This is a genomic window from Arenimonas terrae (assembly GCF_006265115.1).
In the GTDB taxonomy this organism is placed as follows: Bacteria; Pseudomonadota; Gammaproteobacteria; order Xanthomonadales; family Xanthomonadaceae; genus Arenimonas; species Arenimonas terrae.
Window position 1 is genome coordinate 109,598 of sequence record NZ_SMDR01000003.1, and the last position, 26,379, is coordinate 135,976.

The following is a 26,379-nucleotide window of genomic DNA, read 5'->3' on the forward strand; positions in this document are numbered from 1 at the left end:
AGCCGGCGGGGCCTTGAGCGCCCCCGGCGCATTTGCCATTCTGCAAGCCCCCCGCGTCACAGGAGAATCCGCCATGTCCCCCCTGCTTCCGCTGCTGCTGGCCCTGCTCGCCCAGGACGCCGACACGGGCCGGTCGGGCGACGTGCCGATCCCGGAGAAGGCCGAGGCGCCCGCCATGCAGGACGAGCCGCCCACCGTCGCCATCCGCGTCGAGGAGAACGGCGACCGGGTCGAGGAATACCGCCAGAACGGCCAGCTCTACATGGTCAAGGTCACGCCCGAACGTGGGCCGGCCTATTACCTGCACGACACCGATGGCAATGGCCGCCTGAACCGGGACGACCGCCTGCCCAAGGTCTCGCCGGTGTACTGGACGATCTACGAATGGGATTGAGCGCCGTGGCGCCGATCGAGCGCCTCGCCGATGCGCTGAGCGAAGCCGCGGGACGGATCGCGGCGGTACTCGCCGTTGCCGTCGTGGCGGTGGTCTTTGGCCTCGTGCTGGCCCGCTACGGCTTCGGCGCCGGCTCGGTGGCGGCGCAGGAGGCCGTGCTGTGGCTGCACGCGTCGATCTTCCTGCTCGGCCTGTCCTATGCCTTCAAGCACGATGCGCACGTACGGGTGGACGTATTCTCGCAGCGCTGGAGCGCGCGCACCCGCGCCTGGGTCGAGTTCGGCGCCGGGCTGGCGCTGCTGCTGCCCTTCTGCGTGTTCATGGTGATCATCAGCTGGGACTACGTGGCCGCCAGCTGGGCGGCGGATGAAGGCTCGCGCGATCCGGGCGGCCTGCCCGGCTGGTACCTGCTCAAGTCGCTGATGCCGCTCTCGGCGGCCCTGCTGGCCCTGCAGGGCCTGGCGCAGACCCTGCGCGCGCTGCGCCGCGCCCTGGCCGGCGGGGCGGCATGAGCCTGCACGACCAGCACATCCTGATGATCGTGCTGCTGGTGCTGGGCCTGTTCGCGGGCCTCGCCAGCGGTTTTCCGGTGGCGTTCGTGCTCGGCGGCGTGGCCCTGCTGGCGGCCGGCCTGGGCCTGCTGATGGGCAACTTCGACCCCAGCTTCCTGGAAGCCTTCCCCAACCGCCTATTCGGCGTGATGGGCAACGAGACCCTGGTGGCGGTGCCGCTGTTCGTCTTCATGGGCGTGATGCTCGAGCGTTCGCGCATCGCGGAATCGCTGCTCGAGGCGGTGGCGGCGCTGTTCGGGCGGGTGCGCGGCGGCCTGGCGGTGGCGGTGCTGCTGGTGGGCGCGATGCTCGCCGCCTCCACCGGCATCGTCGGCGCCACGGTGGTGGCGATGGGCCTGATCTCACTGCCGACCATGCTGCGCCACGGCTACTGCCCGCGCCTCGCCAGCGGCACCATCTGCGCTTCCGGCACGCTGGGCCAGATCATCCCGCCCTCGATCGTGCTGGTGCTGCTCGGCGACCAGCTCGGCAACGCCTACCAGCAGGCCCAGCTCAAGCAGGGTATCTACGCGCCCGAGACGGTGTCGGTGAGCGACCTGTTCGCCGGCGCGCTGGTGCCGGGCCTGGCGCTGGTGGCGCTTTACCTGGCCTACGTGCTGTGGGTGGCCTGGCGGCAGCCGGAGCGCGCCCCCGCGCTGAAGGAAACGCAGTCGCGCTCGCTCGCGCAGCTGGCCAAGGCGATCTTGCCGGCGCTTTCGCTGATCGCGCTGGTGCTGGGCTCGATCCTGGGTGGCTACGCCACGGCGACGGAAGCGGCGGCGGTGGGCGCGGTAGGCGCGACGCTGTTCGCCGCTCTTTACGGCCGCCTCGGCGCGGTGCGCCTGTTCGAGGTCGGCCGGGAAACCGTGAAGGTGACCGCGATGGTGTTCGCCATCCTGGTCGGCGCGGCGCTGTTCTCGCTGGTCTTCCGCGGCTACGGCGGCGACGACCTCGTGCACGAGGCCCTGGCCTCGCTGCCCGGCGGCAAGTGGGGCGCGATCGTCGCGGTGATGCTGCTGATGTTCCTGCTGGGCTTCGTCATCGACTTCATCGAGATCGTGTTCGTGGTCGTGCCTATCGTCGGACCGGCGCTGCTGGCCCTGGGCGTGGACCCGGTATGGCTGGGCGTGATGATGGCCGTCAACCTGCAGACCTCGTTCCTGACGCCGCCCTTCGGCTTCGCGTTGTTCTACCTGCGCGGCGTGGCGCCGCCGGAAGTGCGCACCGGCGACATCTACCGCGGCGTGGTCCCCTTCATCGTGATCCAGCTGCTGGTGCTGGCCCTGGTCGCGACCTTCCCGGGCCTGGCGACCGCCCTTCCGGAGTGGCTGTATGGCTGAACTGCGCATCAGCACCGACCCGGCCGACATCGATTTCGACGTCGTGCACGGTTTCCTCAGCACCCAGGCCTACTGGTGCCCGGGCATCCCGCGCGCGGTGGTCGAACGCGCGGCCGCGAACTCGCTGTGTTTCAGCGCGCTGCTGGACGGCCGGCAGGTCGGCTACGCGCGCGTGATCGGCGACCGGGCCACCTTCGCCTACCTCGCCGATGTGTTCGTGCTGCCGGAAGCGCGCGGCCGGGGCGTGTCCAAGGCGCTGATGGCGGCGATCATGGCGCACCCGGATACGCAGAAGCTGCGCCGCTTCGCGCTGGCCACCTCGGATGCGCATGCGCTCTACGCGCAATATGGCTTCACGCCGCTGGCGCGGCCGCAGACCTTCATGGAACGCTACAAGCCCGACGCCTACCTGGATTGATCAGCCCTTGCCGGTGCCGGGCGCCGGCGGCAGCGCCGACAGGTGCAGCCAGATCGCGCGCAGCTCGTCGTCGGTCATCGCGGCATAGACCTTCCACGGCATGAAGCCGTGCAGCTCGCGGCCGTCCGGACGCTGGCCCTGGCGGATCACCTTGACGAAGTCGGCCTCGGTCCAGCCCGCCAGGCCGTTGGCGTGCGGCGTGAGGTTCGCGGCTTCCGGCAGCTCCGGCGGCGTGCCCGGCACGCGCTGGCCGGCCAGGTCCTGGCCGTGGCAGCCGGTGCAGGTCTGGGCCAGGTAAGCGCCGTATTCGGCGTTCGGGCCCTGCGGCGGCGAGGTGCGCACGCGCGGCGTGTGGTCCAGGCGTTCCGCCGGTACCAGCTCTAGCTTGCCCAGCAGATAGAGCACGCGGCCCAGCGGCCGGATCTCGAACGGCGGCGGCGCGTTGTCCGAGTCCGGAAGCATCTGCAGGTGCGCGACCAGGGCCGCGGTGTCGGCATCGGAAAGATCCTTGAAGTCGCCGACGGGCATGAAGCGCAGCGGACGGCCGTCGGGACCGACGCCGTGGCGGATCGCCGCCGCCAGCTGGTCGGCGCTGTAGCGTTCGGCCACGGCGGGCGGCGTGAGGTTGGGCGCGGTGACGCGCGCGACCGGGCCGGCGTCGAACACCACCTTGCCGCGTCCGCCTTCGCCGTGGCACTCGACGCAGCCGAGCACGGTGTACAGATGCGCGCCGCGGGCGAGCTCGCCGGCATCGCCGCGGAACTGCAGCGGCGCGTCGGCGATCTCGTAGCGCTTTGCCAGCGCGTTTTCGGTCTTGGCCCAGGCCGCCGCGTACAGCGTCGCCATCAGACCGATGAACAGGCCGGCCAACCAGGCCGACCGCTTGAACCACTTGCCCATGATCGTGTTCTCCATTCCAGGCCCCGGAATACGCAGGTTCCGGCCGATGCCGGCCGGGGCGCGTTCAGCGAGGATTGGGCTGGAAACGTCGTTCCGTGACCTTCGGCAGGGGTCGGGCGCGGTCAGCCACGGGTGGCGTAGTAGGCCTCTTCCGACACCGCGTGCCAGGCCTTGGCCTGCGCCTGGAAGGCGCGCATGGAATCGAGGGCGCGGCGCGCCATCGGGTCCGAGGCGGCGACTTCCTCGAGCACCTTGTCGGAGGCCTTGCGCAACGCCAGCATCACGTCGTCGGGCAGCTGGCGCAGCTGCACGCCGTGTTCGCGCACAAGCGCGTCGAGCGCCTGCTGGTTGCGCGCGGTGTATTCGGCCAGCATCGCGTCGTTGAGCGCGCGGCAGCAGGCTTCGACGATCGCCTTCAGGTCCGCCGGGAGCGCTTCGAACGCCGCCCGGTTGATCATGCATTCCAGCGTCGGGCCGGGTTCCTGCCAGCCCGGGTAGTAGCAGTTCTTCGCAGCGCGATGCAGTCCGAAAGCGAGGTCGTTGTACGGTCCCACCCACTCAGCCGCGTCGATCGCGCCCGACTGCAGCGCGCTGAAGATCTCGCCGCCCGGCACGTTCACCGGCGCCGCACCGACCCGCGCCATCACTTCGCCGCCCAGGCCCGGGATGCGCATCTTCAGGCCCTTGAGGTCGGCCAGCGATTCCAGCGGTTTGCGGAACCAGCCGGCCATCTGCACGCCGGTATTGCCGGCCGGGAAAGGCACCAGGCCGAAGGGCGCGTACAGCTCGCGCCAGAGCTCCAGGCCGCCGCCGCTGTAGAGCCAGCCGTTCATCTCCTGCGCGTTCAGGCCGAAGGGAACGGCGCAGAAGAAGGGCGCGGCGGCCGCCTTGCCCTTCCAGTAGTAGGCGGCGGAATGGCCCATCTCGGCGGTGCCGCGGCTGACCGCGTCGAACACCTCGAAGGCCGGCACCAGTTCGCCGGCACCGTAGACCTTCACGGTCAGGCGGCCGCCGGTGGCGGTGGTGATCATCTCGGCTAGTTTCGCGGCGCCGGTGCCCAGGCCCGGGAAGTTGGTCGGCCAGGAGGTGACCATCTTCCACTGCAGGCGTTCGGCCGACACGCCGGCGGCGGCTCCCTGTTCGCGCGGCGTGCAGGCCGCCAGCCCGGTGGCGACGGCGGCCAGACCGGCGCCGCGCAGAAGTTCACGTCGTTTCATCAATGGCTCCGGAAGCAGGCTGGGGGTACGGGGTCGGATGATCTTAACGATTGAATCTGGCGCTTCAATCGTTAAGTTCATCCGACCCCGGACTTGGCTAGGCCGGGGTGAGGTTGGCGTAGCCGAGCACCAGCCACTTGGCGCCGCCACGTTCGAAGTTGACCTGCACGCGCGCATGCGCGCCGCTGCCCTCGGCGTCCATCACCACGCCGGCGCCGAAGCTCGGGTGCAGCACCCGCTGACCCAGGCGCAGGCTCATGCCCGGCGCGGCCTCCAGCGCCGCCGCGCGCGGCGCGCCGTAGGAAACGGGGCGGCTGATGTTCACCTTCGGCCGCACCTCGCGCAGAAGCGCCGGCGGTATCTCGCGCAGGAAACGCGATGGCGTGCCGAACATCTCCATGCCGTGCAGGCGCCGCGACTCGGCATAGCTGAGCACCAGCTTCTGGCGCGCGCGGGTCAGGCCGACGTAGGCCAGGCGCCGCTCCTCCTCCAGCCGCCCGCTTTCTTCGGTGGACTTTCCGCTGGGGAACAGGCCCTCCTCCATGCCGACCAGAAACACCTGCGGGAACTCCAGGCCCTTGGCGCTGTGCAGGGTCATCAGCTGCACGCCGTCTTCTCCGGCCTCGGCCTGGCCTTCGCCGGCCTCGAGCGCGGCATAGCTGAGGAAGGCGACCAGCTCGCTCATCTGCTGGCTGGCCTCGTCGTCGCGACGCTCGAAACGGCTGGCGACCGACACCAGTTCGTCCAGGTTCTCCGTGCGCGAGTCGAGCTGTCCCTTGGACTCGGCGGCATAGTGCGCGCGCAGGCCCGAGGTGTTGATCACGTGGTCGAACTGCTCGTGCAGCGGCGAATCGGCGATGCCCGACTGCAGGCCGTCCACCAGGTCGGAAAAGGCCTTGAGGGCGTTGCGTGCGCGACCCGGCAGCGCGCCGCCGCCCGACAGCGCCACCGACGCCTGCCACAGCGACACGGCCTGTTCGCGCGCATGCCGGCGCACTTCGTCGAGCGTCTTGCCGCCGATGCCGCGCGGCGGGGTGTTGACCGCGCGCTCGAAGGCGGCGTCGTCGTCGCGGTTGGCGACCAGGCGCAGGTAGGCCAGCGCGTCCTTGATTTCCATGCGCTCGAAGAAGCGCTGGCCGCCGTAGACGCGGTAGGGCAGGCCGACCTGCACCAGCTGTTCTTCCATCGCCCGCGACTGCGCGTTCGACCGGTAGAGAATCGCATTGTCGCCGGCGCTGCCGCCGTCGCGGATCCAGGACTGGATGCGTTCGATCACGAATCGCGCCTCGTCCACTTCGTTGTAGGCCGCGAACAGGTCGATCGGCTCGCCCTCGCCGTCGGCGGTCCACAGCTGCTTGCCGAGGCGGTCCGGATTGTGGGTGATCACCGCATTGGCCGCGGCCAGGATGTTGCCGCTGGAGCGGTAGTTCTGCTCGAGCTTGAGCGTGCGCGCGCCGGGATAGTCGTGCAGGAACCGCTGCACGTTCTCGACCTTGGCGCCGCGCCAGCCGTAGATGGCCTGGTCGTCGTCGCCGACCACGAACACTTCGCCGGTCTCGCCGGCCAGCACGCGGATGAAGGCGTACTGGATGGCATTGGTGTCCTGGAACTCGTCGACCAGCAGATGCCGGAAACGCTGCTGGTAGTGGTGCAGCAGCGCCGGATGTTCGAGCCAGAGTTCGTGCGCGCGCAGCAGCAGTTCGGCGAAATCCACCAGGCCGGCGCGCTGGCAGCGCTCCTGGTAGGCCTCGTAGACGCGCAGCATGGTCGAGCCGAACAGATCGCCGCCGGCCGGCTGGATATGCTTCGGGCGCCGGCCCTCGTCCTTCTGCGCGTTGATCCACCAGGCCATCTGCCGTGGCGGGAAGCGGCCCTCGTCCAGCTCGAGGTCGGCGGCGATGCGCTTGAGCAGCCGCACCTGGTCGTCCTGGTCGAGCACCTGGAAGGATTCGGGCAGGCCGGCCTCCTGCCAGTGCAGGCGCAGCAGCCGGTGCGCCAGGCCGTGGAAGGTGCCGATCCACATGCCGCGGCTGCCGTGGCGCAGCAGCGCCTCGACGCGGCCACGCATTTCCGCCGCCGCCTTGTTGGTAAAGGTGACCGCCAGGATGCCGTGCGCCGGCACCCCGACCACTTCGTTCAGCCAGCCGATGCGGTGCGTGAGCACGCGGGTCTTGCCGGAGCCGGCGCCGGCCAGCACCAGCACGTGGCCGGGCGGTGCGGAAACCGCTTCGCGCTGGGCCGGATTGAGTTCGTCTAGCAGGTGGGAAACATCCATGGCGCCATTGTACCGGCGCCGGCGCGGTCACCGCGGCGGATGGCCCAGGTGCCGCAGCACGTCGGCGAAGGGCATGGGCCGGGCCAGCAGGAAGCCCTGGACCTCGTCGCAGCCGCGCTGGCGCAGCCAGTCCATCTGGGCCCGGGTCTCGACGCCCTCGGCGATCACCTTCAGGCCGAAGCTGCGCGCCAGGCTGAGCACCGACTCGCAGATCGCCGCGTTGTGGCTGTCCTCCTCGACGTCGGCGATGAAGCTGCGGTCGATCTTGAGCTTGTCCACCGGCAGCCGGTGCAGATAGGCCATGCTCGAATAACCGGTGCCGAAATCGTCGATCGACAGCATCACGCCGAACTGGCGCAGGCGCTCGAGCACGGCGATGGCGGCCTCGGGGTCGTCCATCACGATGCTCTCGGTCAGCTCCAGCTCGAGCACGCCCGGCGGCAGGCTGAACTCCTGCACCAGGGCGCCGACGTCCGCCTCGAGCTCGCCGCTGCGGAACTGGATCGCCGAGACGTTCACCGCGATCGTCAGGCCCTGCCAGCCGGCCTCGACCAGCAGGCGGTGGTGGCGCGCGGCCTCGCGCAGCACCCAGCGGCCCAACGGCACGATCAGGCCGCTGTCTTCGCAGACCGGGATGAATTCGCCCGGCGGCACCAGGCCGCGTTCGGGATGGCGCCAGCGCACCAGTGCCTCCAGCCCGACCGGCTCGCGGCCCGAGGCGAAATACTGCGGCTGGAAATGCAGCTCGAATTCCTCACGCTCGATCGCCTCGTGCAGGCGCGCCACCATCTGCAGCCGCCCCTGCACCCGCCGGTCGAGCTCGGCCTGGTAGCGCACGGTCTGCGGGCGGTCGCGGCGCTTGGCCTCGTGGTTGGCGACGCCGGCCTTGTGCAGCAGGCGATCGGGATCCTCGCCGTCGTCGGGGTGCAGGGCGTAGCCGATGTCGGGGTGCAGGTAGTGCAGCGTTTCCATCACCTCGACCGGCTCCGACAGCAGCATGTGCACGCGAGCCGCCAGGACTTCGGCCGCGGCGACGCCGTCGGCGGCCGTGCTCGGCGCCAGCAGCGCGAACTCGTCGCCCCCCAGGCGGCCGACGACCAGGTCGGGATCGAGCTGCGACAGCCGCCCCGCCACCACCTTCAGCACTTCGTCGCCGACCTCGTGGCCCAGGCTGTCGTTGACCAGCTTGAACTGGCGCAGGTCCAGGTGCAGGACCAGCACCCGGCTGCGCTGCTCGCGCGCCCGGGCGATCAGGCCGGCCAGCTGCTCCAGCACGGCGACGCGGTTGCCCAGGCCGGTCAGTTCGTCGTGGCTGGCCCGATGGGCGAGGTCGCGCTGCACGCGCAGCCGCTCGGTGACGTCTTCGGCCAGCACCAGGCGGCAGGAATGTCCCTCGAACTCCATGTCGGCGGCATAGATGCGCACGTCGATCAGGCTGCCGTCCTTGCGTCGGTGCCGCCACAGCTGGCCGCGGCCGCCCTCCTCGCGCCGGCGCACGGCGCGCTTGAGGTCCTCGGCGTCCTCCGCCGGGCGGATGTCGAACAGGGTCATGCCCAGGAACTCGCCGCGGCTGTAGCCGTAGCTGGCCACCGCAGCGTCGTTGACCGCCATGAACTGCAGGGTGTCGCGCCGATAAACCCAGAACGGCAGCGGGTTGCGGTCGAACATGAAGCGGTACTGGCGTTCGGCGGCGTTGCGCGCCTCGTGCGCCCGCGCGCGCTCGGAGACATCGAGCACGGTGCCGGCCTCGCGCACGCCGCCGTCTTCGTCGTGCACGGTGCGGCCTCGGCAGCGCACGACCCGCTGCGTACCGTCGGGCCGGACCAGGCGGAACTCGCATTCCACCGGCTCGGTATCGGTGAAGCGCGCGCGCCAGGCCTGCACCAGCGGAAGATCGTCGGGGTGCACCAGGCTCAGCGCCGTGGCGAGGTCGACCGGCTCGCCGTCGTCGGGCAGGCCGTGGATGCGTTTGGCCTCCGGCGAATATTCGACGCAGTTGCGGTTGCGCACCACCGTCCACGACCCCAGCCCGGCAATGCGCTGGGCTTCGTGAAGCAGGCCCTCGCTGCGCCCGACTTCGTCGAGCAGGATGCGCTGCTGGGCGTTGCCGCGCAGCAGGCTGCGCACCAGGTAGAGCCAGCCGAGCACGTACAGCAGGCCGGCCAGCAGGGCGACACCGACGAAAGGCCACCAGGACGCCAGCACGTCCTGACGCGCCAGGCCGACCGAGAGCAGCAGGGGATAGTCGTCGAGCGCGCGATACGCGCGGATCCGGGTCACGCCGTCGATGCCGCTGCGTTCTTCGACAACGCCGTGGCTGCCCGGCGGCGGGTCGCCGCGCAGCACGGGCAGCTCCGGGTAACGCTGGCCCACCTGGCGCTCGGCGTCGCGGCTGCGCGCCAACACGGTGCCATCGCGTGCGACGAGCGCCGCGACGCCGTGCGGGCCCAGCGCCATGCCTTCGACCACGTCCTGCAGGGCCGACACGCGCAGGCGCGCCACCACCCAGCCGCCGCCCACCGCCGCCGGCAGCGGCCGGGCCATGGGCAGCAGCCATTCGCCGCCGTCGGCCTCGCGGCGCGGCGGTCCCAGGCTCAGGCCGGACGCGCCGATCTGGCGGCGCGCGATGCCGGCCCAGGCGGCCAGCCGCGGTTCGTCGCCGCCGGGCGTGAGGGCACGGCCCGCCGCATCCACCAGCACGATGGACTCGAGTTCGGCATGGCGTTCGACCACGCCGCGGATGAAGGCAGGCTCCAGGCCGATGACGCGGTCCGGCGCCGCCTGCGCCAACGTCTCGACATCGGCGACGATGCCGCGCATCGCCCGGTCGAGGTTGCGCAGCTGGAAGGCGATGAGGCGGGCACTGCCCTGCGCCAGGGCTTCGGACTGCCGGGCCGCCGATTCGAGCTTGCCCTGGTAATCGCGCCAGAGTACGAAACCCAGCGCCGAAGCCAGCAGCAGGGTCAGCAGCAGGCCATAACCCAGCACGCCCCGGAGGCTGTCCGGATGGCGGAGGCGGTCGGCGGCGGCAGCGCGGCGGGGGGTCAGGCGGTCACCTCGGGTGGAAGACCGGCCCCGTCAGGGCCGGGCCGGTCTGTTTGCCAACGCAGGGCGGCCTGGCCTCAGGCCAGTCCGACTAGTGGGCCGGATCAGTGCCCTTTAGGTTTGCCCGCCTGCGACATCAGCTTGTCCGTCCAAGCGATGCCGATCGCCGAGAGGATGAAGACCATGTGGATGATGGTCTGCCACAGCACGCCCGCCTCGGTGAACTTCGAACCCTCGGCGCCCAGGTTGCTGATGTCGATGAAGGTCTTGAGCAGGTGGATCGAGGAGATGCCGATGATGGCCATCGCCAGCTTCACCTTCAGCACGCTGGCGTTGACGTGGCTCAACCACTCCGGCTGGTCCGGATGCCCCTGCAGCCCGAGCCGCGAGACGAAGGTCTCGTAACCGCCCACGATCACCATCACCAGCAGGTTCGAGATCATCACCACGTCGATCAGGCCCAGGACGGCCAGCATGATCTTCTGCTCGGTCAGCCCGGTGGCGTCGTGCACCAGGTGCCAGAGTTCCTTCATGAACAGGAACACATAGACGCCCTGGGCAACGATCAGGCCCAGGTACAGGGGCAACTGCAGCCAGCGCGACGCGAAGATCAGCGTGGGCAGCGGGCCGAGCTTGGTGGAAGGGACGTCGTGGCTGTCGTGCGGCATGTGGATTCCGTGGCTGGGGGCTTACTTCTTGCTGACCGCGCCGATCACCACGGCGACCGCGCCGGCGCCCAGCAGGATCCAGCCGAGGTTGATGGGCGGGGTCTTGGTGTCGGTCTTGCTGATTTCGATGGGGCCGATGTCGGCCACCTTCTCGGTGGTCTGGAACTTGAACACGCCGGCCGTGATGAGGCCGCCGATGATGAGCAGGAGCACGCCGATGACGAGGGCAGGGGTGCGCATGGTTTCAACTCCAGGTGTGCCCGGGGACGGGCCAGCGAAGGGTAGAGGCAATGTGCGGCCCTGCCAAGCGCCGCGGCCCTCAGTCCAGCCGCACGTCAGGCAGGCCGAGCACGTAGTCGGCACCCATCAGCTTCGAGGGCGTGTAATAGCCGCCACCGGGACGCTCCCCGTCGCGCAGGCGCGCCACGATGCCCAGGGCCGCGGTGACGGTGATCTCGTAGCCGTTGGGCGTGCGCAGTCGGCGCCGCGCCTCGCGGCCTTCGGCGTCGCGCACCTCGCCCCAGACCACGCAGCCGGTCTTGCCGCGCGTGCTGTCGGAGGGGCCGCGCACCTTCTTCTCGACCTGGCGCTTGAGCCAGCGCTGCACCAGGCCGGTATCGAGCAGCGGGCCCAGCATCCGCAGGCGGCGCAGGCGCGACGCGGTGGATGGCGGCACGCCCATGTAGACCTCGACGTTCGGGATGCCGGTGGAAACGAAGGACGTGTAGACATCGCCCCAGGGGATGGTCATCGCGAAGCGCTGTTCGCCGTCGCGCTCGAAGCTGCGTGTCTTCCAGGCCAGGGGCACGCGGGTCAGCACGCCGTCGATGCGGGCGCGGCCGCCCTTGCCCAGGCCTTCGACGCTGGTCTTGGCAGTGCCGGGGCTGGGCCCGCCGCCGGCCTCGAAGGCCAGCACCAGTGACGTCGCGGTCGGCAGGTCGCGCTTGAGCATCGCGGCCAAGCAGTCGGTCGGCACCACGTCGAAGCCCGAACCCGGCATCACCACGATGCCCTTCTCGCTGGCCCGCACGTGCTGCGCATGGCAGTGCGCGAACACGTCGATCTCGCCGGTGATATCCAGGTAGTGCACGCCCTCGGCCAAGCAGCCTTCGAGCATCGGCGCGCAGGTGGCCGAAAACGGCCCGGCGCAGTGCAGCACCAGGCCCATGCCGTGCAGGTTCTTGGCGACCACGTGCGGATCGTCCAGGCCGAAGGCGCGCACCGGCAGGCCGTGCGGCGCCGCCAGCGCCTGCAGCGCGGCGGCGTTGCGGCCGGCCAGCACCGGCCGCAGCCCGCGCTTCACCGCTTCGTCGACCACCAGCTTGCCGGTGTAGCCGTTGGCGCCGTAGATCATCCAGTCCATGTCAGTGCCCCGCCGAACGCGCTTTGACCAGCTTGAGCACCTGGTTGAAATACAGGTTCGGGAACCAGCGCTTGAGGCGCCAGCGCATCGGTTCGCGTTTGGTCGGCAGCACCAGGAACTCGCCGCGCTCGACCGCCGCGAACACCGCGTCCGAGACGCTGTCGAGCGTGTCGGGCGAGGTCTCCATCATCTTGTCGGCGAAGGACTTCAGGCGCGGATTGCCCTGCCAGCTCTCGAGCAGGTTGGTGCGGAAGAAGGCCGGGCACAACACGCTGACCCGGATGCCCTTGTCGTGCAGTTCGACGCGCAGCTGCTCGGACAGGGCGACCACGGCCGCCTTGGACACGCCATAGCTCATGATGCTGGGCGCGCCGGCCAGGCCGGCGAAGCTCGCGGTGTTGATCACCTGGCCGCGGCCGGCGGCGATCATGCCGGGCAGGAACAGCCGGCAGCCGCGCACCACGCCCAGCAGGTTGATCTCCAGCACGTTGCGCCATTCGGCCATGGTGGTTTCGACCATGGCGCCGCCGGTGGCGATGCCGGCGTTGTTGACCAGCACGTCGATGCCGCCCCATTCGCCGGCGATGCGTTCGTGCACCTGCTCCATCGCGTCGTCGCTGGCCACATTGGCGGCGATCGCCAGGTGGCCGCTGCCCGGCAGCGCGGCGCGCGCGAGTTCGGCGCGGGCCGCGTCCAGGTCCACGCAGGCGACGCGGTCGCCCGCCTTCGCGTAGCGCTGGGCCAAGGCCAGGCCCAGGCCACTGCCGGCCCCCGTGATCAACACGCGACGTTGCGCCATCATTGCTTCCCCGGATGCAGCCAGGTCCCGGAAGGGCCTGTGCTAGGCTCCGGAGCATACCAAGCCGTACGTTCCCCGCGCATTCCACGGAGTCTTCACGTGCCCGATTCCCTGTTCGACCTCTCCGGCAAGACCGCCCTGGTCAGCGGCGCCTCCCGCGGCATCGGCGAGGCCATCGCCAAGCTGCTGGCCGGCTTCGGCGCCCACGTCATCTGCACCAGCCGCAAGCTCGAGGGCTGCGAGGCCGTGGCCGCCGACATCCGCGCCAACGGCGGCTCGGCCGAGGCGCACGCGGTGCACGTCGGCGACACCGCCGCCATCGAGGGCCTGTTCGCGACGCTCGACGGCGCTGGCCGCACGGTCGACATCCTGATCAACAACGCCGCCGCCAACCCCTACTTCGGACCGGCCGTGGACATGACGCTCGACGCCTACGAGAAGACCGTCGAAGTGAACCTGCGCGGGTATTTCTGGACCACGGTGCAGGCCGCGAAGCGCATGAAGGGCCGCGGCGGCAGCATCGTCAACATCGCCTCGGTGAACGCCAGGCGCGCCGCGCCGGGCCAGCTGGTGTATTCGATGACCAAGGCCGGCATCGTCAACATGACGGAAGGGTTCGCCAAGGAACTGGCGCCGCTGGGCGTGCGCGTGAACGCGGTGCTGCCGGGACTGACCGACACCAAGTTTGCTTCGGCGCTGACCGGCAACCCGAAGATCCTGGAGATGATGCTGCGCCTGATCCCGCTGGGCCGCGTCGCCCAGCCCGACGAGATCGCGCCCGCCGTGCTTTTCCTCGCCTCGCCCGCCTCGTCCTACCTCACCGGCGCCGCGCTGCCGGTGGACGGCGGCTACCTGTCCTGAGCCCTTGTCCATGAAATCGATACTCCTGTTCGCCGCCATGAGCCTCGCCCCCGCCGTGCACGCCCAGAAACTCACGCTCGAAGCGATCACCGGCGGCGCGCCGCTGTCGGGCCCGACCCTGATGAAACCGGCGATCTCGCCCGACGGCAGCCGCGTCACCTTCCTGCGCGGCAAGGACAGCGACCGCTTCCGGCTCGACCTGTGGGAATACAGCGTCGCCGACGGCCAGCAGCGCCTGCTGGTGGATTCGGCGGTGGTGCTACCCGACGAAACGCTGTCGGACGAGGAGAAGGCGCGGCGCGAGCGCCAGCGCATCGCCGCCTTCCGCGGCATCGTCGAATACCAGTGGGCGCCCGACGGCGAGTCGCTGCTGTTCCCGCTGGGCGGCCAGCTGTATCTGTACGACCTGCGGATCTCGCAGCCCAATCCGGTGCGCAAGCTGACCACGGGCGACGGATTCGCGACCGATCCGAAAGTGTCGCCGCGCGGGCGTTATGTGAGCTTCGTGCGCGGGCGCGACCTGTGGGTGATCGAGCTGGCCAGCGGCCGCGAGATCCGCCTGACCGACGACGGCAGCGAGGTGGTCGGCAACGGCGTCGCGGAATTCGTCGCCGACGAGGAGATGGGCCGCCACACCGGCTACTGGTGGGCGCCGGACGATTCCGCCATCGCCTACGCGCGCATCGACGAGTCGCCGGTGCCGGTGCAGAAGCGCTACGAGGTCTATCCCGACCGCACCGAAGTGGTCGAGCAGCGTTACCCCGCGGCCGGCGACCCGAACGTGCGCGTGTCGCTGCACGTGGCGACCCTGGACGGGACGGTCGAGCGCCGTGAGATCTCCCTGGGCGCCGACCCGGACATCTACCTCGCGCGCGTGAACTGGCGCGGCCCGCAGCGGCTCACCTTCCAGCGCCAGACCCGCGACCAGCGCCGCCTCGAGCTGATCGAGGCCAACCTGGGCGCCGGTACGCAACGCACCCTGCTGACCGAGACCTCCAGCACCTGGGTGCCGCTGCACGACGGCCTGCGTTTCCTCGCCGACGGCCGCTTCCTGTGGATCTCCGAACGCAGCGGCTTCGAACACCTCTACCTGCACGAGGCCGACGGCCGCCCGCTGCGCGCGCTGACGGCGGGCGACTGGACCGTGGACGCGCTGCTGGGCGTGGACGAGGCCGCGGGTTTCGCCTATGTCGCCGGCACGAAGGATTCGCCGCTGGAAAAACACGTCTACGCGGTGCCGCTGGCCGGCGGCGAGCCGCGCCGCCTGAGCGCGCAGCCGGGCATGCACGAGGCCGTGTTCAGCGCCAACGCCGGCGTCTTCGTCGACCTGTGGTCGAACCCGGCGACGCCGCCGCAGACCGAACTGTTCAAGGCCAGCGGCGAGAAACTCGCCACCCTGGTCGCCAACGACCCCAGCGACCCGGCGCATCCCTATGCGAGCTATCGCGCGGCGCATCGCCCGGTCGAGTTCGGCGAACTCCGGGCCGCCAGCGGCGAGACCCTGCACTACAGCCTGATCAAGCCCGAAGGTTTCGACCCGGCCAAGAAGTACCCGGTGGTCGTCTACGTCTACGGCGGCCCCGCGGCACAGACCGTGACCCGCGGCTGGCCCAGCCGCGGCGACCACTTCTTCAATCAGTACCTGGCGCAGAACGGCTATGTGGTGTTTTCGCTCGACAACCGCGGCACGCCGCGGCGCGGCGCCCGGTTTGGCGGCGCGCTGTACGGAAAGCAGGGCACGGTGGAAGTCGAGGACCAGAAGGCCGGCGTGGATTTCCTGCGCCGCCAGCCCTGGGTCGACGGCGAACGCATCGGCGTGCACGGCTGGAGCAACGGCGGCTACATGACCCTGATGCTGCTGGCCCAGGCCAGCGACCGCTACGCCTGCGGCATCGCCGGCGCGCCGGTGACCGACTGGGCCCTGTACGACACCCACTACACCGAGCGCTACATGGACCACCCGGCGCGCAACGCCGAGGGCTATCGCCAGGGTGCGGTGTTCGCCCACCTCGACGGCCTGCGCTCGAAGCTGCTGCTGATCCACGGCATGGCCGACGACAACGTGCTGTTCTCGAATTCGACCAAGCTGATGTCGGAGCTGCAGAAGCGCGGCACGCCCTTCGAGCTGATGACCTACCCCGGCGCCAAGCACGGCCTGCAGGGCGCCGACCTGCTGCACCGCTACCGCCTCAGCGAGGCCTTTTTCGCGCGCTGCCTGAAGGGCTGAGCGGCGGCTTGCGGGCCGCGGCCTTCTGGGTCGCGGCCTTGCTTGCGCGCGTGGCGGTCGCGGTTCCTAACGATGCCGCTTTTCTCGTCGTCGCTTTCTTCGCCGTTGCGTTCTTCGCGCCGCCCCTGCTCGGCACTAGCGCGGCCGGATCCCCGAGCTGGCGGTTGAGCGCGGCCGCCGCCTTCGCCAGCTTCTTCGCGACCGCCGGGGCCAGCCCCATGCCCTCGCGCAGCTCGATCGACGCCATCTCGTACTTGCCGCCGGGCTTGAGCATCGGCTCGATCCCACGAAGACGCTGTCCGCGCCAGAATCCGAACAGCACCCGCTCCTCTTCGGCGCGGATCAGCAGCGCGGGCCCGTGGTCGAGGTACACCAGGTGACCCCACTTGATCATCTCGTCGAACGTTCCGGCGCTCCGCACCGCATCGCGCAGCGACTCGACCAGCTCGCGCCGCCAACCGCCCAGCGCCGCCACATAAGCATCGGGGCTCTCGGCGGGCTTTATCTTCTGCATGGCCATCTCGTTACCCCTCCGTTCGCGGCGATGGCGAAGGCTGCGGCGCCCGTCAGCGCGCGATCTGCACCAGCGCCGGCGCGTGGTCGCTTGGCCGCTCCCACTCGCGCGGTTCGCGGTCGATGCTGGCGCCGACGCAGCGGGACTTCAGCGCGTCGCTGACCAGGCACAGGTCGATGCGCAGGCCGAGGTTGCGGCGGAAGCCGGCGGCGCGGTAGTCCCACCAGCTGAACACGCCGCCGTCCTGGTGGTGCAGGCGGTAGCTGTCGTGCAGGCCGAGGTCGAGCAGGCGCTTGAGCGCCGCGCGTTCGGCGGTGGAGGTGAGGATGCTGCTGTCGTTCCAGACCGCGGGATCGTGCACGTCGCGGTCGTCGGGCGCGATGTTGAAGTCGCCCAGCACGACCAGGTTCGGGTGCTGCTTGATCTCTGCCGCCAGCCAGCCGTGCACGGCGTCGAGCCAGCGCAGTTTGTAGTCGTACTTTTCGGTGCCCACGTCCTGGCCGTTGACCACGTACAGGTCGACGATGCGCAGGTCGCCGACGGTGGCCGCCAGCACGCGTTTCTGCTCGTCGGCGAAACCCGGGATGGCCATGACGCAGCTGGCCTCGTGGATCGGCTCGCGCGCCAGGATCGCCACGCCGTTGTAGGTCTTCTGCCCGCAGAACACGCTGCGGTAGCCCAGCGCGGCCAGCGCGTCGTCGGGGAATCGGCTGTCCTCGAGCTTGGTTTCCTGCAGCGCGACGATGTCGGGCGCGGCGGTCTTGAGCCACTGCTCCAGGTGCGGCAGGCGGACGTTGAGCGAGTTGACGTTCCAGCTGGCGATGGTGATGGGCGTGTCCATGGGCGAATGCTAACCGTTCCTGCCACCGCATCGAACCCTTGATCCCGGTCAAGCGCCGCGGCCGTGGCGGCGATACGCTGCAGGGGTTACCGGCATCCCAGGAGCCATGCGTGACCACGACCGAATCCACCCGCTATTCCCCGGCCCAGCGCCGGTTGCACTGGCTGATGTTCGTCCTGGTGGCCGTGGCCTACCTGGCCATCGAAACCCGCGGTTGTTTCGAACGCGGCTCGCTGGCGCGCACACTGGCCGTGCAGGGCCATTTCTGGACCGGGCTGGCGGTGCTGGCCCTGGTGCTGCCGCGGATCTGGCTGCGCCTGCGCCGCGGCGCCCCGCCGATCACGCCCGCGCTGCCGGCCTGGCAGGCCTGGCCGGCGCGCCTGCTGCACCTGGCGCTGTACGCGTTCCTGCTGGTGCAGCCGGTGCTGGGCCTGATGACGGCCTGGACCGACGGCAAACAGGTCATGGTTCCGTTTACGCAAGCGGTGCTGCCCCCGCTGATGGCACCCGACCCGGACCTGGCACACCGCCTCGAGGACCTGCACGGCACCCTCGGCAGCCTGTTCTACTGGGTCATCGGCCTGCACGTCGCGGCCGCGCTCTACCACCACTTGCTGCGCCGCGACGACACCCTGGTGCGGATGCGCTGAGCCGCGGTGGACGTCCGCACGGGCGGCCGGCATCCTTCCGGCTCGCCCGACACATCCCCGAGGACCGCCGATGACCGCCTGGGTCGACCTGCGCAGCGACACCGTCACCCAGCCCACCGCAGCGATGCGCGAGGCCGGGCTGCGCGCGCCGGTCGGCGACGACGTGTTCGGCGACGACCCCAGCGTCAACTCGCTGCAGGACCGCCTTGCCGGCGACCTCGGCTTCGAGGCCGGGCTGTTCCTGCCCAGCGGCACCCAGAGCAACCTGCTGGCGCTGATGGCGCACTGCGAGCGCGGCGACGAATACCTGGTCGGCATGGACGCGCACACCTACAAGTACGAAGGCGGCGGCGCCGCGGTGCTGGGCTCGATCCAGCCGCAGCCGATCGTGCATGCGGTGGACGGCACCCTGCCGCTGGATGCGGTGCGCGCCGCGATCAAGCCGGTGGGCGACCCGCACTTCGCCCGCACCCGCCTGCTGGCGCTGGAGAACACCTGGCACGGCCGTCCGCTGCCCCATGCCTACCTGGCCGCGGCCGGCGCGCTGGCGCGCGAACACGGCCTGGCCTACCACCTCGACGGCGCGCGGCTGTACAACGCCGCGGTCGCCGACGGCGTGCCGGCGCGGGAGATCGCGCGGCATTTCGACAGCGTGTCGGTCTGCCTGTCCAAGGGCCTGGGTGCGCCGGTCGGTTCGGTGTTGGTCGGGCCGGCGGCGCTGATCGACAAGGCGCGCCGCTGGCGCAAGGTGCTCGGCGGTGGCTGGCGCCAGGCCGGCATCCTCGCGGCGATGGCGCAGCACGCGCTCGACCACCATGTGCTGCGCCTGGCCGACGACCACCGCCGCGCCGCGGAGCTCGCGGCGGCGCTGCGTTCGCTGCCCGGGCTGGTGGTCGAAGGCGCCTTCACCAACCTGGTCTTTGTCACCGTGCCCGCCGGCCGCGAAGCCGCGCTCGCCACGCACCTGGCCGAGGCCGGCATCCGCATCGCCGCCGGTCGCGGACCGCGCCTGCGCCTGGTCACCCACCTGGACGTGGACGACGCCGGCCTGGCCCGCACCATCGCCGGCTTCCGCGGCTTCTTCGGCTGAAGCGCGCGCGGGCCGGGCATAATCGCGCCATGAGCCTTCCCGATTCCCATCTCGACCTCGGCTGCGGCGAACACCCGCGCAATCCCTACGGCCGCGGCACCCTTTACGGTGTCGACATCCGCGCGCCCGAGGGCGCGGTCGCCTACGAACACCGCGTCGCCAACCTCGTGCTCGAGCCGATTCCCTTCGCCGACAGCAGCCTGGGCTCGGTCTCGGCCTTCGACTACCTCGAGCACGTGCCGCGCCTGTTCCCCGACGGCCGCGGCGGCACGCGCTTTCCCTTCGTGCAGCTGATGGACGAGATCTGGCGGGTGCTGGCGCCGGGCGGACGGCTCTATGCGCTGACGCCGGCCTATCCGCACCCGGAGGCTTTCGTCGACCCGACCCACGTCAACATCATCACCGATGAAAGCCACACCTATTTCTGCGGCGAGACGCCGCTGGGCCGCATGTACGGCTTCCGCGGCCGCTTCCGGGTGATCCGCGTGCAGCGCACCGAACGCGCCAGCGCCTACAGCGCCGCGGCCGGCTCGCCGCAGAACCACGGCCCGGCCAAACGCGCGGCCCGCAGCCTGCGCCGCTGGATCCGCTTCCTGCGCGGCAAGCGCGCCCAGCTCGGCCCGGCCTGGCTGCTGTGGGAGCTGGAGGCGGTCAAACCCTGAAGTCCCGGCCAGGGCCGGAGCCGTCGAAATGGCGGATCCGGCACTTGCCATGTCCTGGCTCCGGCAATATGTTAGCGCTTACGCAACACATGCCGGAGCCTTTCATGAGCTTCCTTTCCGACCAGGGCGCCCTCGCCCTCGCCAGCCGCCTCAAGGTCCTGAGCGAGCGTTCCTACGACCTGGTGGACCAGGCCTACCGCGAACACGGCCTGGGTCTGCAGGCGCGCTGGTTCCCGCTGCTGCGCCTGCTGCAGCAGCGCGGCCCGCTGACCGTGGGCGAGATCGCCCGCGAGATCGGCCTGACCCATTCCGCCGTCAGCCAGCTGGCCAACAAGCTCAGCCGCGAAGGCTGGCTCGAGCCAGGCCGCGGCGGCGACCGCCGGCAGCGGATGCTGCAGCTCAGCGCCCGGGCGCAGGCGGAACTCAAGGCGGCGCGGCCGCTGTGGCTGGCGATGCGCAACACCGTCGAGGCGCGGCTGCAGGCGATCGGCGGCGACCTGCTGGACACGCTGTCGCGCTACGAGCAGAGCCTGGACGCCGAGCCGCTGCCGGCCGAATTCGCGCGCCGCGTGCGGCTGCAGGAGCAGGCGGCGGCGCAGGTGCGCATCGAGCGCTTCCGGCCCGAATTCCGCGAGCACTTCTATCGCCTCAACGCCGAGTGGCTGGGCAAGTACTACAAGATCGAACCCATCGACCATGCGGTGCTGTCCGAGCCGGAGAAGCACATCCTCGACCCCGGCGGCCAGATCTTCTTCGCCCTGGTCGGCGACGAGGTGGTCGGCACCTGCGCCCTGATGCCGGAATCACCCGGCGTGTACGAGCTGACCAAGATGGCGGTGACCGAAGGCCACCAGGGCCTGGGCCTGGGCCGCCGGCTGATCGAGGCAGTGATCGCCGAGTTCCGCCGCGCCGGCGGCACCGAGCTGTTCCTGGAATCCCAGCGCAAGCTGCAGGCCGCGCTGAAGCTCTACGAAAGCGTCGGCTTCGAGATGCAGCCCGGCGTCAAACCCGGCACGCACTACCAGCGGGCCGACGTCTACATGATCTACCGCGGCGGGTGAGGCCTCAGGCCGCCAGGCCGTAGCTGCGCAGCAGGGCGTCGGGCTCGGGCTCGCGGCCGCGGAAGGCGACGAAACTTTCCAGGGCCGGACGCGAGCCGCCGACCGCGAGGATCTCGCGGCGGTAGCGCGCGCCGGTGGCGGCGTCGAACACGCCGGCCTCCTCGAAGGCGCTGAAGGCGTCGGCGCTGAGCACCTCGGCCCACAGGTAGCTGTAGTAGCCCGCGGAATAACCGCCAGAGAAGATGTGGGTGAAGGCGTGCGGGCTGCGGTTCCAGGCCGGCGGCTTGAGCACCGACACCTCGTCGCGCACCTCGGCCAGCAGCTCGAGCGCGCGGGCGCCGCGGGCCGGGTCGTATTCCAGGTGCAGGCGGAAGTCGTAGAGCGCGAACTCGAGCTGGCGCACCAGGTACAGGCCGGCGTGGAAATGCCGGGCCTGCAGCATCTTGGCGTACAGGTCGTCGGGCAGGCGTTCGCCGGTCTCGTGGTGCCTGGCGAACAGGTCCAGCGCCTCGCGCTGCCAGGCGAAGTTCTCCATGAACTGGCTGGGCAACTCGACCGCGTCCCACTCGACGCCATGGATGCCGCCGACGCTGGGCCAGTCCACTTCGGTGAGCAGATGGTGGATGCCGTGGCCAAACTCGTGGAAGAGCGTGATCACGTCGTCGTGCGTCAGCAGGGCCGGCTTGCCTTCCGCCGGCGGTGCAAAGTTGCAGGTCAGGTAAGCGACCGGCTTGAACGCCGACTCGCCGTCGTTCAGGCGCGAACGGCAGACGTCCATCCACGCGCCGCCGCGCTTGCCGGCGCGCGCGTAGTGGTCGAGATAAACACCCGCGCGCACCGTGCCATCCGCATCCACGACATCGAAGAAGTGCACGTCCGGATGCCAGGTGTCCACGCCCGGGCGTTCGACCAGGCGCACGCCGAACACGCGCTCGGCGACGGTGAACAGGCCCTGCATCACCGCCGGCAGTGGGAAGTAAGGCTTGAGGTCTTCCTCGCTGAAGGCGAAGCGGCGTTCGCGCAGCTTCTCCGAGCTGTAGGCGACGTCCCAGGGCTGCAGGTCGGCGATGCCGAGTTCGGCGGCGGCGAATTCGCGCAGTTCGGCCAGCTCGCGCTGCGCCACCGGCCGTGCCTTGGCGACCAGCTCGCGCAGGAAGCCCAGCACGCGCTCGGGCGTGCCGGCCATCTTGTCGGCCAGCGACACGTGGGCGCTGGAGGCGAAGTCGAGCAGCTGCGCGGCTTCGTGGCGCAGCGCGAGGATGGTTTCGATGCGCCGGCTGTTGTCGTGCGCTCCGGCGCCGGGCCCCTGGTCGGAGGCGCGGGTGTTGTAGGCGGTGTAGAGCGCTTCGCGCAGCGCGCGGGTGTCGGCGAAGGTCAGGATGGCCTGGACCACCGGGCCCTTGAGCGTGGCCAGGTGGCCTTCGAGGCCTTTTTCCTGCGCCATGGCGCGCAGCATGGCGCGCGCGGATTCGGGCAGGCCGGCCAGCTCGGCCTCGGTCACCGGCCGGGTCCAGGCGTCGGTGGCGTCGAGCACCGCTTCCTCGAATTCGGTCTCGACCTTGCTCAGCTGGTTCTGGATGTCCTTGAAGCGCGAACGCGCCGGCTCTTCCAGCGCCACGCCGGACAGGCGGAAGCCGCGCAGGCTGTCCTCGACCACGGTGCGGCGGGTGCGGTCGAGCGCGGCGAAAGCCGGCGCGTCGGCCAGCGCCTTCACGGCGGCGTACAGGCCGCGGTTCTGGCCCAGCTCGGTGCCGTGTTCGGTCAGCTTCTCCAGCGCGGCCGAATAGGCCTCGCGCAGTTCGGGCGAATCCTTCACGCCGTGCAGGTGCGAGACCGGCGCGAACGTGCGCCCGAGGCGTTCTTCCCAGCGCTCCAGCGGCGCCATCAGCGTCGCGAAGTCACGCGCGGCCGGATCGGCGGTGAGGCGGTCGACGGCGGCGCGGAAACCCGCCAGCACTTCGTCGATGGCGGGATTGACGTGCTCCGGCGCGATCGCGGAGAAGGCGGGCAGCTCACCGGCGGCGAGCAGGGGGTTGGTCTGGGTCATGGTCTGGAAATGGCGGCCGGAACGGCCGATTCAAGTCAGCGGGTCAGCAGTTTCACGACAAAATCGGCCAGCTTTCCGTAGGGCGGATCGAAGACCTTCATCCCGTTCAGGCGCGACTGGTACATCACCGACATCGGCTTGCTGAAGGTCAGGAAACCGGCGTGGCCGTGGTAGTGGCCCATGCCGCTGGGGCCGACACCGCCGACCGGCAGGTCGTGCTGGCCGAACTGGATGATGGTGTCGTTGACGCAGACGCTGCCGGCGACGATCGAATCGAGCGTGCGCTGCAGGCGCCTGCGGTCCCGGTCGAAGGCGTAGAAGGCGAGCGGCCGGTCGCGGCCCTGGATGTAGGCGATGGCGGCGCCGTGCTCGTCGTAGGACTTCACCGGCAGCAGCGGCCCGAAGATCTCCTCCTTCATCACCATCGCCTCATCCGGCGGATCCAGCAGCACGGTGGGCGGGATCACCTCGACGCCGGGCGGCGGCGGGTCGGTGTCGGGGCGGTGCTGCATCACCGTGACGCCGCGGTCGCGGGCGTCGTCGAGCCAGGCGCGCAGGCGCTCGGCCTGGCGGTGGTTCACCACCGCGCTGTAGTCGGGATTGGCGGCCAGGGCAGGGTAACGGCGCTTCACGCTGGCCAGGTACGCGCGCACGAACTCGTCGCGCTGCGCGCGCGGCACCAGCACGTAGTCGGGCGCTACGCAGGTCTGGCCGGCGTTGAAGCATTTGCCGGCGGCGATGCGTTCGGCCGCGTGTTCGATCGGATAACCCGGCGCGATCAGGGCCGGCGACTTGCCGCCCAGCTCCAGCGTCACCGGCGTCAGGTTCGGCGCGGCGGCGGCCATCACCGCCCGGCCCACCGTGGTCGAACCGGTGAACAGGAGGTGGTCGAAGGCCAGGCGGGTGAAGGCGGCGCCGACCGTCGCGTCACCCTGCACCACCACCACGCGATCGGGCGGGAAGGCTTCGCCGACCAGTCGCGCGAGCAGTTCGGACGTGCGCGGCGTGTGCTCGGACGGCTTGACCATCACGTGGTTGCCGGCGGCGATGGCATCGGCCAGCGGGATCAGGGCGAGCTGGATCGGATAGTTCCAGGGCGCGACGATACCGACCACGCCCAGCGGCTGCTGGCGGATCTCGCCGCGCGCGGGCAGGAAGGTCAGGTTGACGCCTCGGCGCTGCGGGCGCATCCAGCGGCGCAGGTTCGCGCGCAGGTGCTTGATCTCGTCGAGCGTGGTCATCACGTCGGCGGCCAGAGTCTCGTGGCGCGAGCGGCGGCCGAAGTCGGCCGAGACCGCCTTGGTCAGCTCGTCGCGGTGGCGGCGCACGGCCTCGGCCAGGCGTTCGAGGTCGGCCATGCGCTGGGCGTAGTCCGGCGGCTGGCGGCGGTGCGCGGCGCGCAGCTGCGCGAGCAGCGGGCGCAGGTCCTGGTCGGGGTGGGCGGGCGTGTCCATGGGCCCAGTGTACGGCGATCCGGGCGTCCCGGCGCCAGGCCCGGGGGTAGAATGCCGGCATGAACCTGCGACCCTTCCGGGGCATCGTCCCCACCCTCGGCGCCCGCGCCTACGTCGACCCCGCCGCCTGCGTCATCGGCGACGTGCACCTGGGCGAGGACGCCTCGATCTGGCCCGGCTGCGTGGTGCGCGGCGACGTCAACCACATCCGCATCGGCGCCCGCACCAACGTGCAGGACGGCAGCATCGTGCACGTCACCCACGAGGGCCCGTTCACCCGTCCCGGCGGCTGGCCGACCCTGATCGGCGACGACGTCACCATCGGCCACGGCGCCATCATCCACGCCTGCACCATCGGCAATGCGGTGCTGATCGGCATGGGCGCCACCGTGCTCGACGGCGCAGTGGTGATGGACCACGGCTTCGTCGGCGCCGGCGCCGTGGTGCCGCCGGGCAAGACGGTGGAAAGTGGCGAGCTCTGGCTCGGCAATCCGGCCAAGCCCGTGCGCAGGCTCTCCGACCGCGAGATCGAGCAGCTCTACTACAGCGCCAAACATTATGTGCGCCTGAAGGACGAATACCTCGCCGGCTGATTCCGCCTCCGCATCGCGGCGGCGTGAAGACAGGCGGCGGCGCGCGTTCATGTCCGCGCCCGCGCGTCATCTCCGGTAAATTTTCCGCCGCCCAGACTGGCCGCGGACGCTGTGCCGGCCGCCTGCCGGCCGCGTTCCTCCCTTCCCCCAAGGAGAACGCCATGAACCGTGTGAGCCGTATCGTTTCCGTGCTGATCCTGGCCTTGCTGGCCAGCGCCGCCCAGGCCGTGCCCTCGAACAAATGGCGGCTGGAGTTCAGCGGCGCCGCCGAATCCGACGGCGAGCTGGTCTTCGCCGTGACCCCGGACGGCGGCGTGCCGACCGACGTGGTGGTCACGATCGGCCGGGCCGATGGCGAGAACGAGATCGCCGACAAGGCCACGGAGGCCTTCACCATCGCGGTGGGCCAGGACTATTACGTCGAGCGCGACGACGGTGAGGACGTGCTGCTCAAGCGCCGCGACGGCGCGCAGCTGTTCGAGGTGCGCCTGGTGCACAACACCGTGCAGGCCGTGCGCGTGAAGTTCGACGCCGAGTAAGCGTGCGGTCGCCCGGCCCCACGCGGGCCGGGCGACGTCGCTGCGCTCAGCCGCGGCGGAAACGCGAGCGCGGCTGCCAGCGCTCGCCGCGGTAGTCGGTGGTGAGCGGACTGCCTGAGTTCACCCAATACTGCTCGCGGTTGAACATCGCCTCGGGCCGGTAGTCCGGAAGCTGCGAGGCCAGCGGCAGGGCGCGCGCCGGCCGTTTGTCGGTAGCTTCCAGGAGATACGTGCGCGGTCCGTCGAACAGCACGACCCACGCGTGGCCGCCGCCGCGCATCGTGCCGATCACCACGCGCGCATCGTGGCCCAGGCCGATCAGCCAGTCGGCGAGCGCGAGCGCGTGGTCCTCGCAATCACCGCGCGGATGGAAAAACGCCTCACGCGAGGTCTGCCACAGCTCGGGCGCCCCCGGGTACTGCTCGTGGTCGAACTGGTAGCGCTTGCGCTGCGCCAGCGCCGCCAGGGGCACCCAGGCCTCGACCTGAGCGAACGGCACGTAGCCGACCAGGTAGGCGTTGGCGAAGTGGTGCCGGCGGTCCAGGCCCGGCGCGATGGTGGTGACGGGCGCGTCTTCGACCTGCCAGGTGAAGGACGACCAGGTGCGGGCGTGTCCCGCCGCGGCCAGCGCCTCGGCGACCTGGCCTTCGTGCAGCTGTTCGCCGCCCGGCAGTTCGATGCGGCGCGTCTCCGGCGGGGCGGCGAAATCGGCGCCCGGATCGTCCGGAACGGTCGCCTGCCAGTCCAGCGGCACGCCACCGGCATCCACCGGCGCCAACGGCCGGTCGCAGGCGCGCAGGCCCATGAACAGCGCCGCCAGCAGCGCCATCCAGACCAGGGACCCGCTGCCGCGATCGCCGCCGATCATCG

At 70.5% G+C, this 26,379-nt stretch carries 25 protein-coding genes; 12 read left to right on the forward strand and 13 right to left on the reverse strand.

What is annotated here, in order from left to right; genetic code table 11:
- The first annotated feature begins 73 nt into the window (after positions 1 to 73).
- From E1B00_RS12205 to E1B00_RS12220, 4 genes are read left to right on the forward strand one after another with little or no spacing between them, the layout of a single operon-like run.
- Entirely contained in the window at positions 74 to 394 is a 321-nt protein-coding gene (locus E1B00_RS12205) for a DUF2782 domain-containing protein (protein ID WP_139449185.1), read from the forward strand.
- On the forward strand, positions 385 to 906 hold the full coding sequence (locus E1B00_RS12210) for a TRAP transporter small permease subunit (protein ID WP_139449187.1): 522 nt from the start codon (positions 385 to 387) through the stop codon (positions 904 to 906). The genes E1B00_RS12205 and E1B00_RS12210 overlap by 10 nt, the downstream gene beginning before the upstream one ends.
- Positions 903 to 2,285, forward strand: a complete 1,383-nt coding sequence (locus E1B00_RS12215; protein ID WP_220396281.1) for a TRAP transporter large permease — start codon at positions 903 to 905, stop codon at positions 2,283 to 2,285. The genes E1B00_RS12210 and E1B00_RS12215 overlap by 4 nt, the downstream gene beginning before the upstream one ends.
- Complete coding sequence (locus E1B00_RS12220; RefSeq protein ID WP_139449189.1) at positions 2,278 to 2,703, forward strand: GNAT family N-acetyltransferase; 426 nt, start codon at positions 2,278 to 2,280, stop codon at positions 2,701 to 2,703. Before E1B00_RS12215 ends, E1B00_RS12220 begins: the two co-directional genes overlap by 8 nt.
- On the opposite strand, the gene E1B00_RS12225 is transcribed toward E1B00_RS12220, so the two are convergent.
- The 8 genes from E1B00_RS12225 to E1B00_RS12260 all read right to left on the reverse strand — a co-directional run bounded on the left by E1B00_RS12225 (position 2,704) and on the right by E1B00_RS12260 (position 12,955).
- Positions 2,704 to 3,618: a c-type cytochrome gene (locus tag E1B00_RS12225; protein ID WP_139449191.1), complete on the reverse strand. Its 915-nt coding sequence runs from the start codon at positions 3,616 to 3,618 to the stop codon at positions 2,704 to 2,706.
- Positions 3,619 to 3,725: 107 nt separating this feature from the next.
- A complete protein-coding gene (locus E1B00_RS12230; RefSeq protein WP_176693238.1) occupies positions 3,726 to 4,820 on the reverse strand; it encodes a TRAP transporter substrate-binding protein in 1,095 nt (364 codons plus the stop codon).
- Positions 4,821 to 4,917: 97 nt separating this feature from the next.
- On the reverse strand, positions 4,918 to 7,095 hold the full coding sequence (gene uvrD / locus E1B00_RS12235) for a DNA helicase II (RefSeq protein ID WP_139449195.1): 2,178 nt from the start codon (positions 7,093 to 7,095) through the stop codon (positions 4,918 to 4,920).
- Positions 7,096 to 7,122: 27 nt separating this feature from the next.
- The gene (locus E1B00_RS12240; protein WP_139449197.1) at positions 7,123 to 10,083 is read right to left on the reverse strand and encodes a bifunctional diguanylate cyclase/phosphodiesterase; all 2,961 of its coding nucleotides are present in this window, start codon (positions 10,081 to 10,083) and stop codon (positions 7,123 to 7,125) included.
- 161 nt (positions 10,084 to 10,244) lie between these two features.
- Positions 10,245 to 10,808 (reverse strand): TIGR00645 family protein, encoded by a 564-nt coding sequence (locus tag E1B00_RS12245; protein ID WP_139449199.1) that lies wholly within the window; start codon positions 10,806 to 10,808, stop codon positions 10,245 to 10,247.
- 21 nt (positions 10,809 to 10,829) lie between these two features.
- Positions 10,830 to 11,048, reverse strand: coding sequence for a DUF3185 domain-containing protein (locus E1B00_RS12250; protein WP_139449201.1), 219 nt, complete (start codon positions 11,046 to 11,048; stop codon positions 10,830 to 10,832).
- Positions 11,049 to 11,127: 79 nt separating this feature from the next.
- Positions 11,128 to 12,171 carry a saccharopine dehydrogenase family protein gene (locus E1B00_RS12255; protein ID WP_139449202.1) on the reverse strand — a complete coding sequence of 348 codons (1,044 nt, stop codon included), beginning with the start codon at positions 12,169 to 12,171 and terminating at the stop codon, positions 11,128 to 11,130.
- 1 nt (position 12,172) lies between these two features.
- Complete coding sequence (locus E1B00_RS12260; protein ID WP_220396282.1) at positions 12,173 to 12,955, reverse strand: SDR family NAD(P)-dependent oxidoreductase; 783 nt, start codon at positions 12,953 to 12,955, stop codon at positions 12,173 to 12,175.
- A gap of 114 nt (positions 12,956 to 13,069) precedes the next feature.
- On the opposite strand from E1B00_RS12260, the gene E1B00_RS12265 reads away from it, so the two are divergent.
- Both E1B00_RS12265 and E1B00_RS12270 read left to right on the forward strand, forming a co-directional pair.
- Positions 13,070 to 13,831 carry a glucose 1-dehydrogenase gene (locus E1B00_RS12265; RefSeq protein WP_139449206.1) on the forward strand — a complete coding sequence of 254 codons (762 nt, stop codon included), beginning with the start codon at positions 13,070 to 13,072 and terminating at the stop codon, positions 13,829 to 13,831.
- Between the two features lie 10 nt (positions 13,832 to 13,841).
- Positions 13,842 to 16,058, forward strand: coding sequence for a S9 family peptidase (locus E1B00_RS12270; protein WP_139449207.1), 2,217 nt, complete (start codon positions 13,842 to 13,844; stop codon positions 16,056 to 16,058).
- Here E1B00_RS12270 and E1B00_RS12275 read toward each other — a convergent pair.
- Both E1B00_RS12275 and xth read right to left on the reverse strand, forming a co-directional pair.
- Complete coding sequence (locus E1B00_RS12275) at positions 16,021 to 16,578, reverse strand: DUF1801 domain-containing protein (RefSeq protein ID WP_220396283.1); 558 nt, start codon at positions 16,576 to 16,578, stop codon at positions 16,021 to 16,023. The two genes, E1B00_RS12270 and E1B00_RS12275, sit on opposite strands and share 38 nt — an antisense overlap.
- A gap of 46 nt (positions 16,579 to 16,624) precedes the next feature.
- Entirely contained in the window at positions 16,625 to 17,401 is a 777-nt protein-coding gene (xth, locus tag E1B00_RS12280; RefSeq protein WP_139449772.1) for an exodeoxyribonuclease III, read from the reverse strand.
- Between the two features lie 122 nt (positions 17,402 to 17,523).
- Here xth and E1B00_RS12285 point away from each other — a divergent pair, with 122 nt between their 5' ends.
- The 4 genes from E1B00_RS12285 (at position 17,524) to E1B00_RS12300 (ending at position 20,876) form a co-directional block, all read left to right on the forward strand.
- Positions 17,524 to 18,063, forward strand: coding sequence for a cytochrome b (locus E1B00_RS12285; RefSeq protein ID WP_246048700.1), 540 nt, complete (start codon positions 17,524 to 17,526; stop codon positions 18,061 to 18,063).
- A 70-nt stretch (positions 18,064 to 18,133) separates the two neighbouring features.
- The gene (gene ltaE / locus E1B00_RS12290; protein WP_139449209.1) at positions 18,134 to 19,153 is read left to right on the forward strand and encodes a low-specificity L-threonine aldolase; all 1,020 of its coding nucleotides are present in this window, start codon (positions 18,134 to 18,136) and stop codon (positions 19,151 to 19,153) included.
- 29 nt (positions 19,154 to 19,182) lie between these two features.
- Positions 19,183 to 19,815 carry a methyltransferase domain-containing protein gene (locus tag E1B00_RS12295; RefSeq protein ID WP_139449211.1) on the forward strand — a complete coding sequence of 211 codons (633 nt, stop codon included), beginning with the start codon at positions 19,183 to 19,185 and terminating at the stop codon, positions 19,813 to 19,815.
- A gap of 104 nt (positions 19,816 to 19,919) precedes the next feature.
- Positions 19,920 to 20,876 carry a bifunctional helix-turn-helix transcriptional regulator/GNAT family N-acetyltransferase gene (locus E1B00_RS12300; RefSeq protein ID WP_139449213.1) on the forward strand — a complete coding sequence of 319 codons (957 nt, stop codon included), beginning with the start codon at positions 19,920 to 19,922 and terminating at the stop codon, positions 20,874 to 20,876.
- 4 nt (positions 20,877 to 20,880) lie between these two features.
- Here the strand turns inward: E1B00_RS12300 and E1B00_RS12305 are convergent, their stop codons facing one another.
- Entirely contained in the window at positions 20,881 to 22,923 is a 2,043-nt protein-coding gene (locus E1B00_RS12305) for a M3 family metallopeptidase (protein WP_139449215.1), read from the reverse strand.
- 35 nt (positions 22,924 to 22,958) lie between these two features.
- Entirely contained in the window at positions 22,959 to 24,377 is a 1,419-nt protein-coding gene (locus E1B00_RS12310) for a coniferyl aldehyde dehydrogenase (RefSeq protein ID WP_139449217.1), read from the reverse strand.
- A 59-nt stretch (positions 24,378 to 24,436) separates the two neighbouring features.
- On the opposite strand from E1B00_RS12310, the gene E1B00_RS12315 reads away from it, so the two are divergent.
- Both E1B00_RS12315 and E1B00_RS12320 read left to right on the forward strand, forming a co-directional pair.
- Positions 24,437 to 24,970: a gamma carbonic anhydrase family protein gene (locus tag E1B00_RS12315; protein ID WP_139449219.1), complete on the forward strand. Its 534-nt coding sequence runs from the start codon at positions 24,437 to 24,439 to the stop codon at positions 24,968 to 24,970.
- A 161-nt stretch (positions 24,971 to 25,131) separates the two neighbouring features.
- Positions 25,132 to 25,509 carry a hypothetical protein gene (locus E1B00_RS12320; protein WP_139449221.1) on the forward strand — a complete coding sequence of 126 codons (378 nt, stop codon included), beginning with the start codon at positions 25,132 to 25,134 and terminating at the stop codon, positions 25,507 to 25,509.
- 46 nt (positions 25,510 to 25,555) lie between these two features.
- On the opposite strand, the gene E1B00_RS12325 is transcribed toward E1B00_RS12320, so the two are convergent.
- Positions 25,556 to 26,377, reverse strand: a complete 822-nt coding sequence (locus tag E1B00_RS12325) for a transglutaminase-like domain-containing protein (RefSeq protein WP_139449222.1) — start codon at positions 26,375 to 26,377, stop codon at positions 25,556 to 25,558.
- Between the last annotated feature and the right edge of the window lie 2 nt (positions 26,378 to 26,379).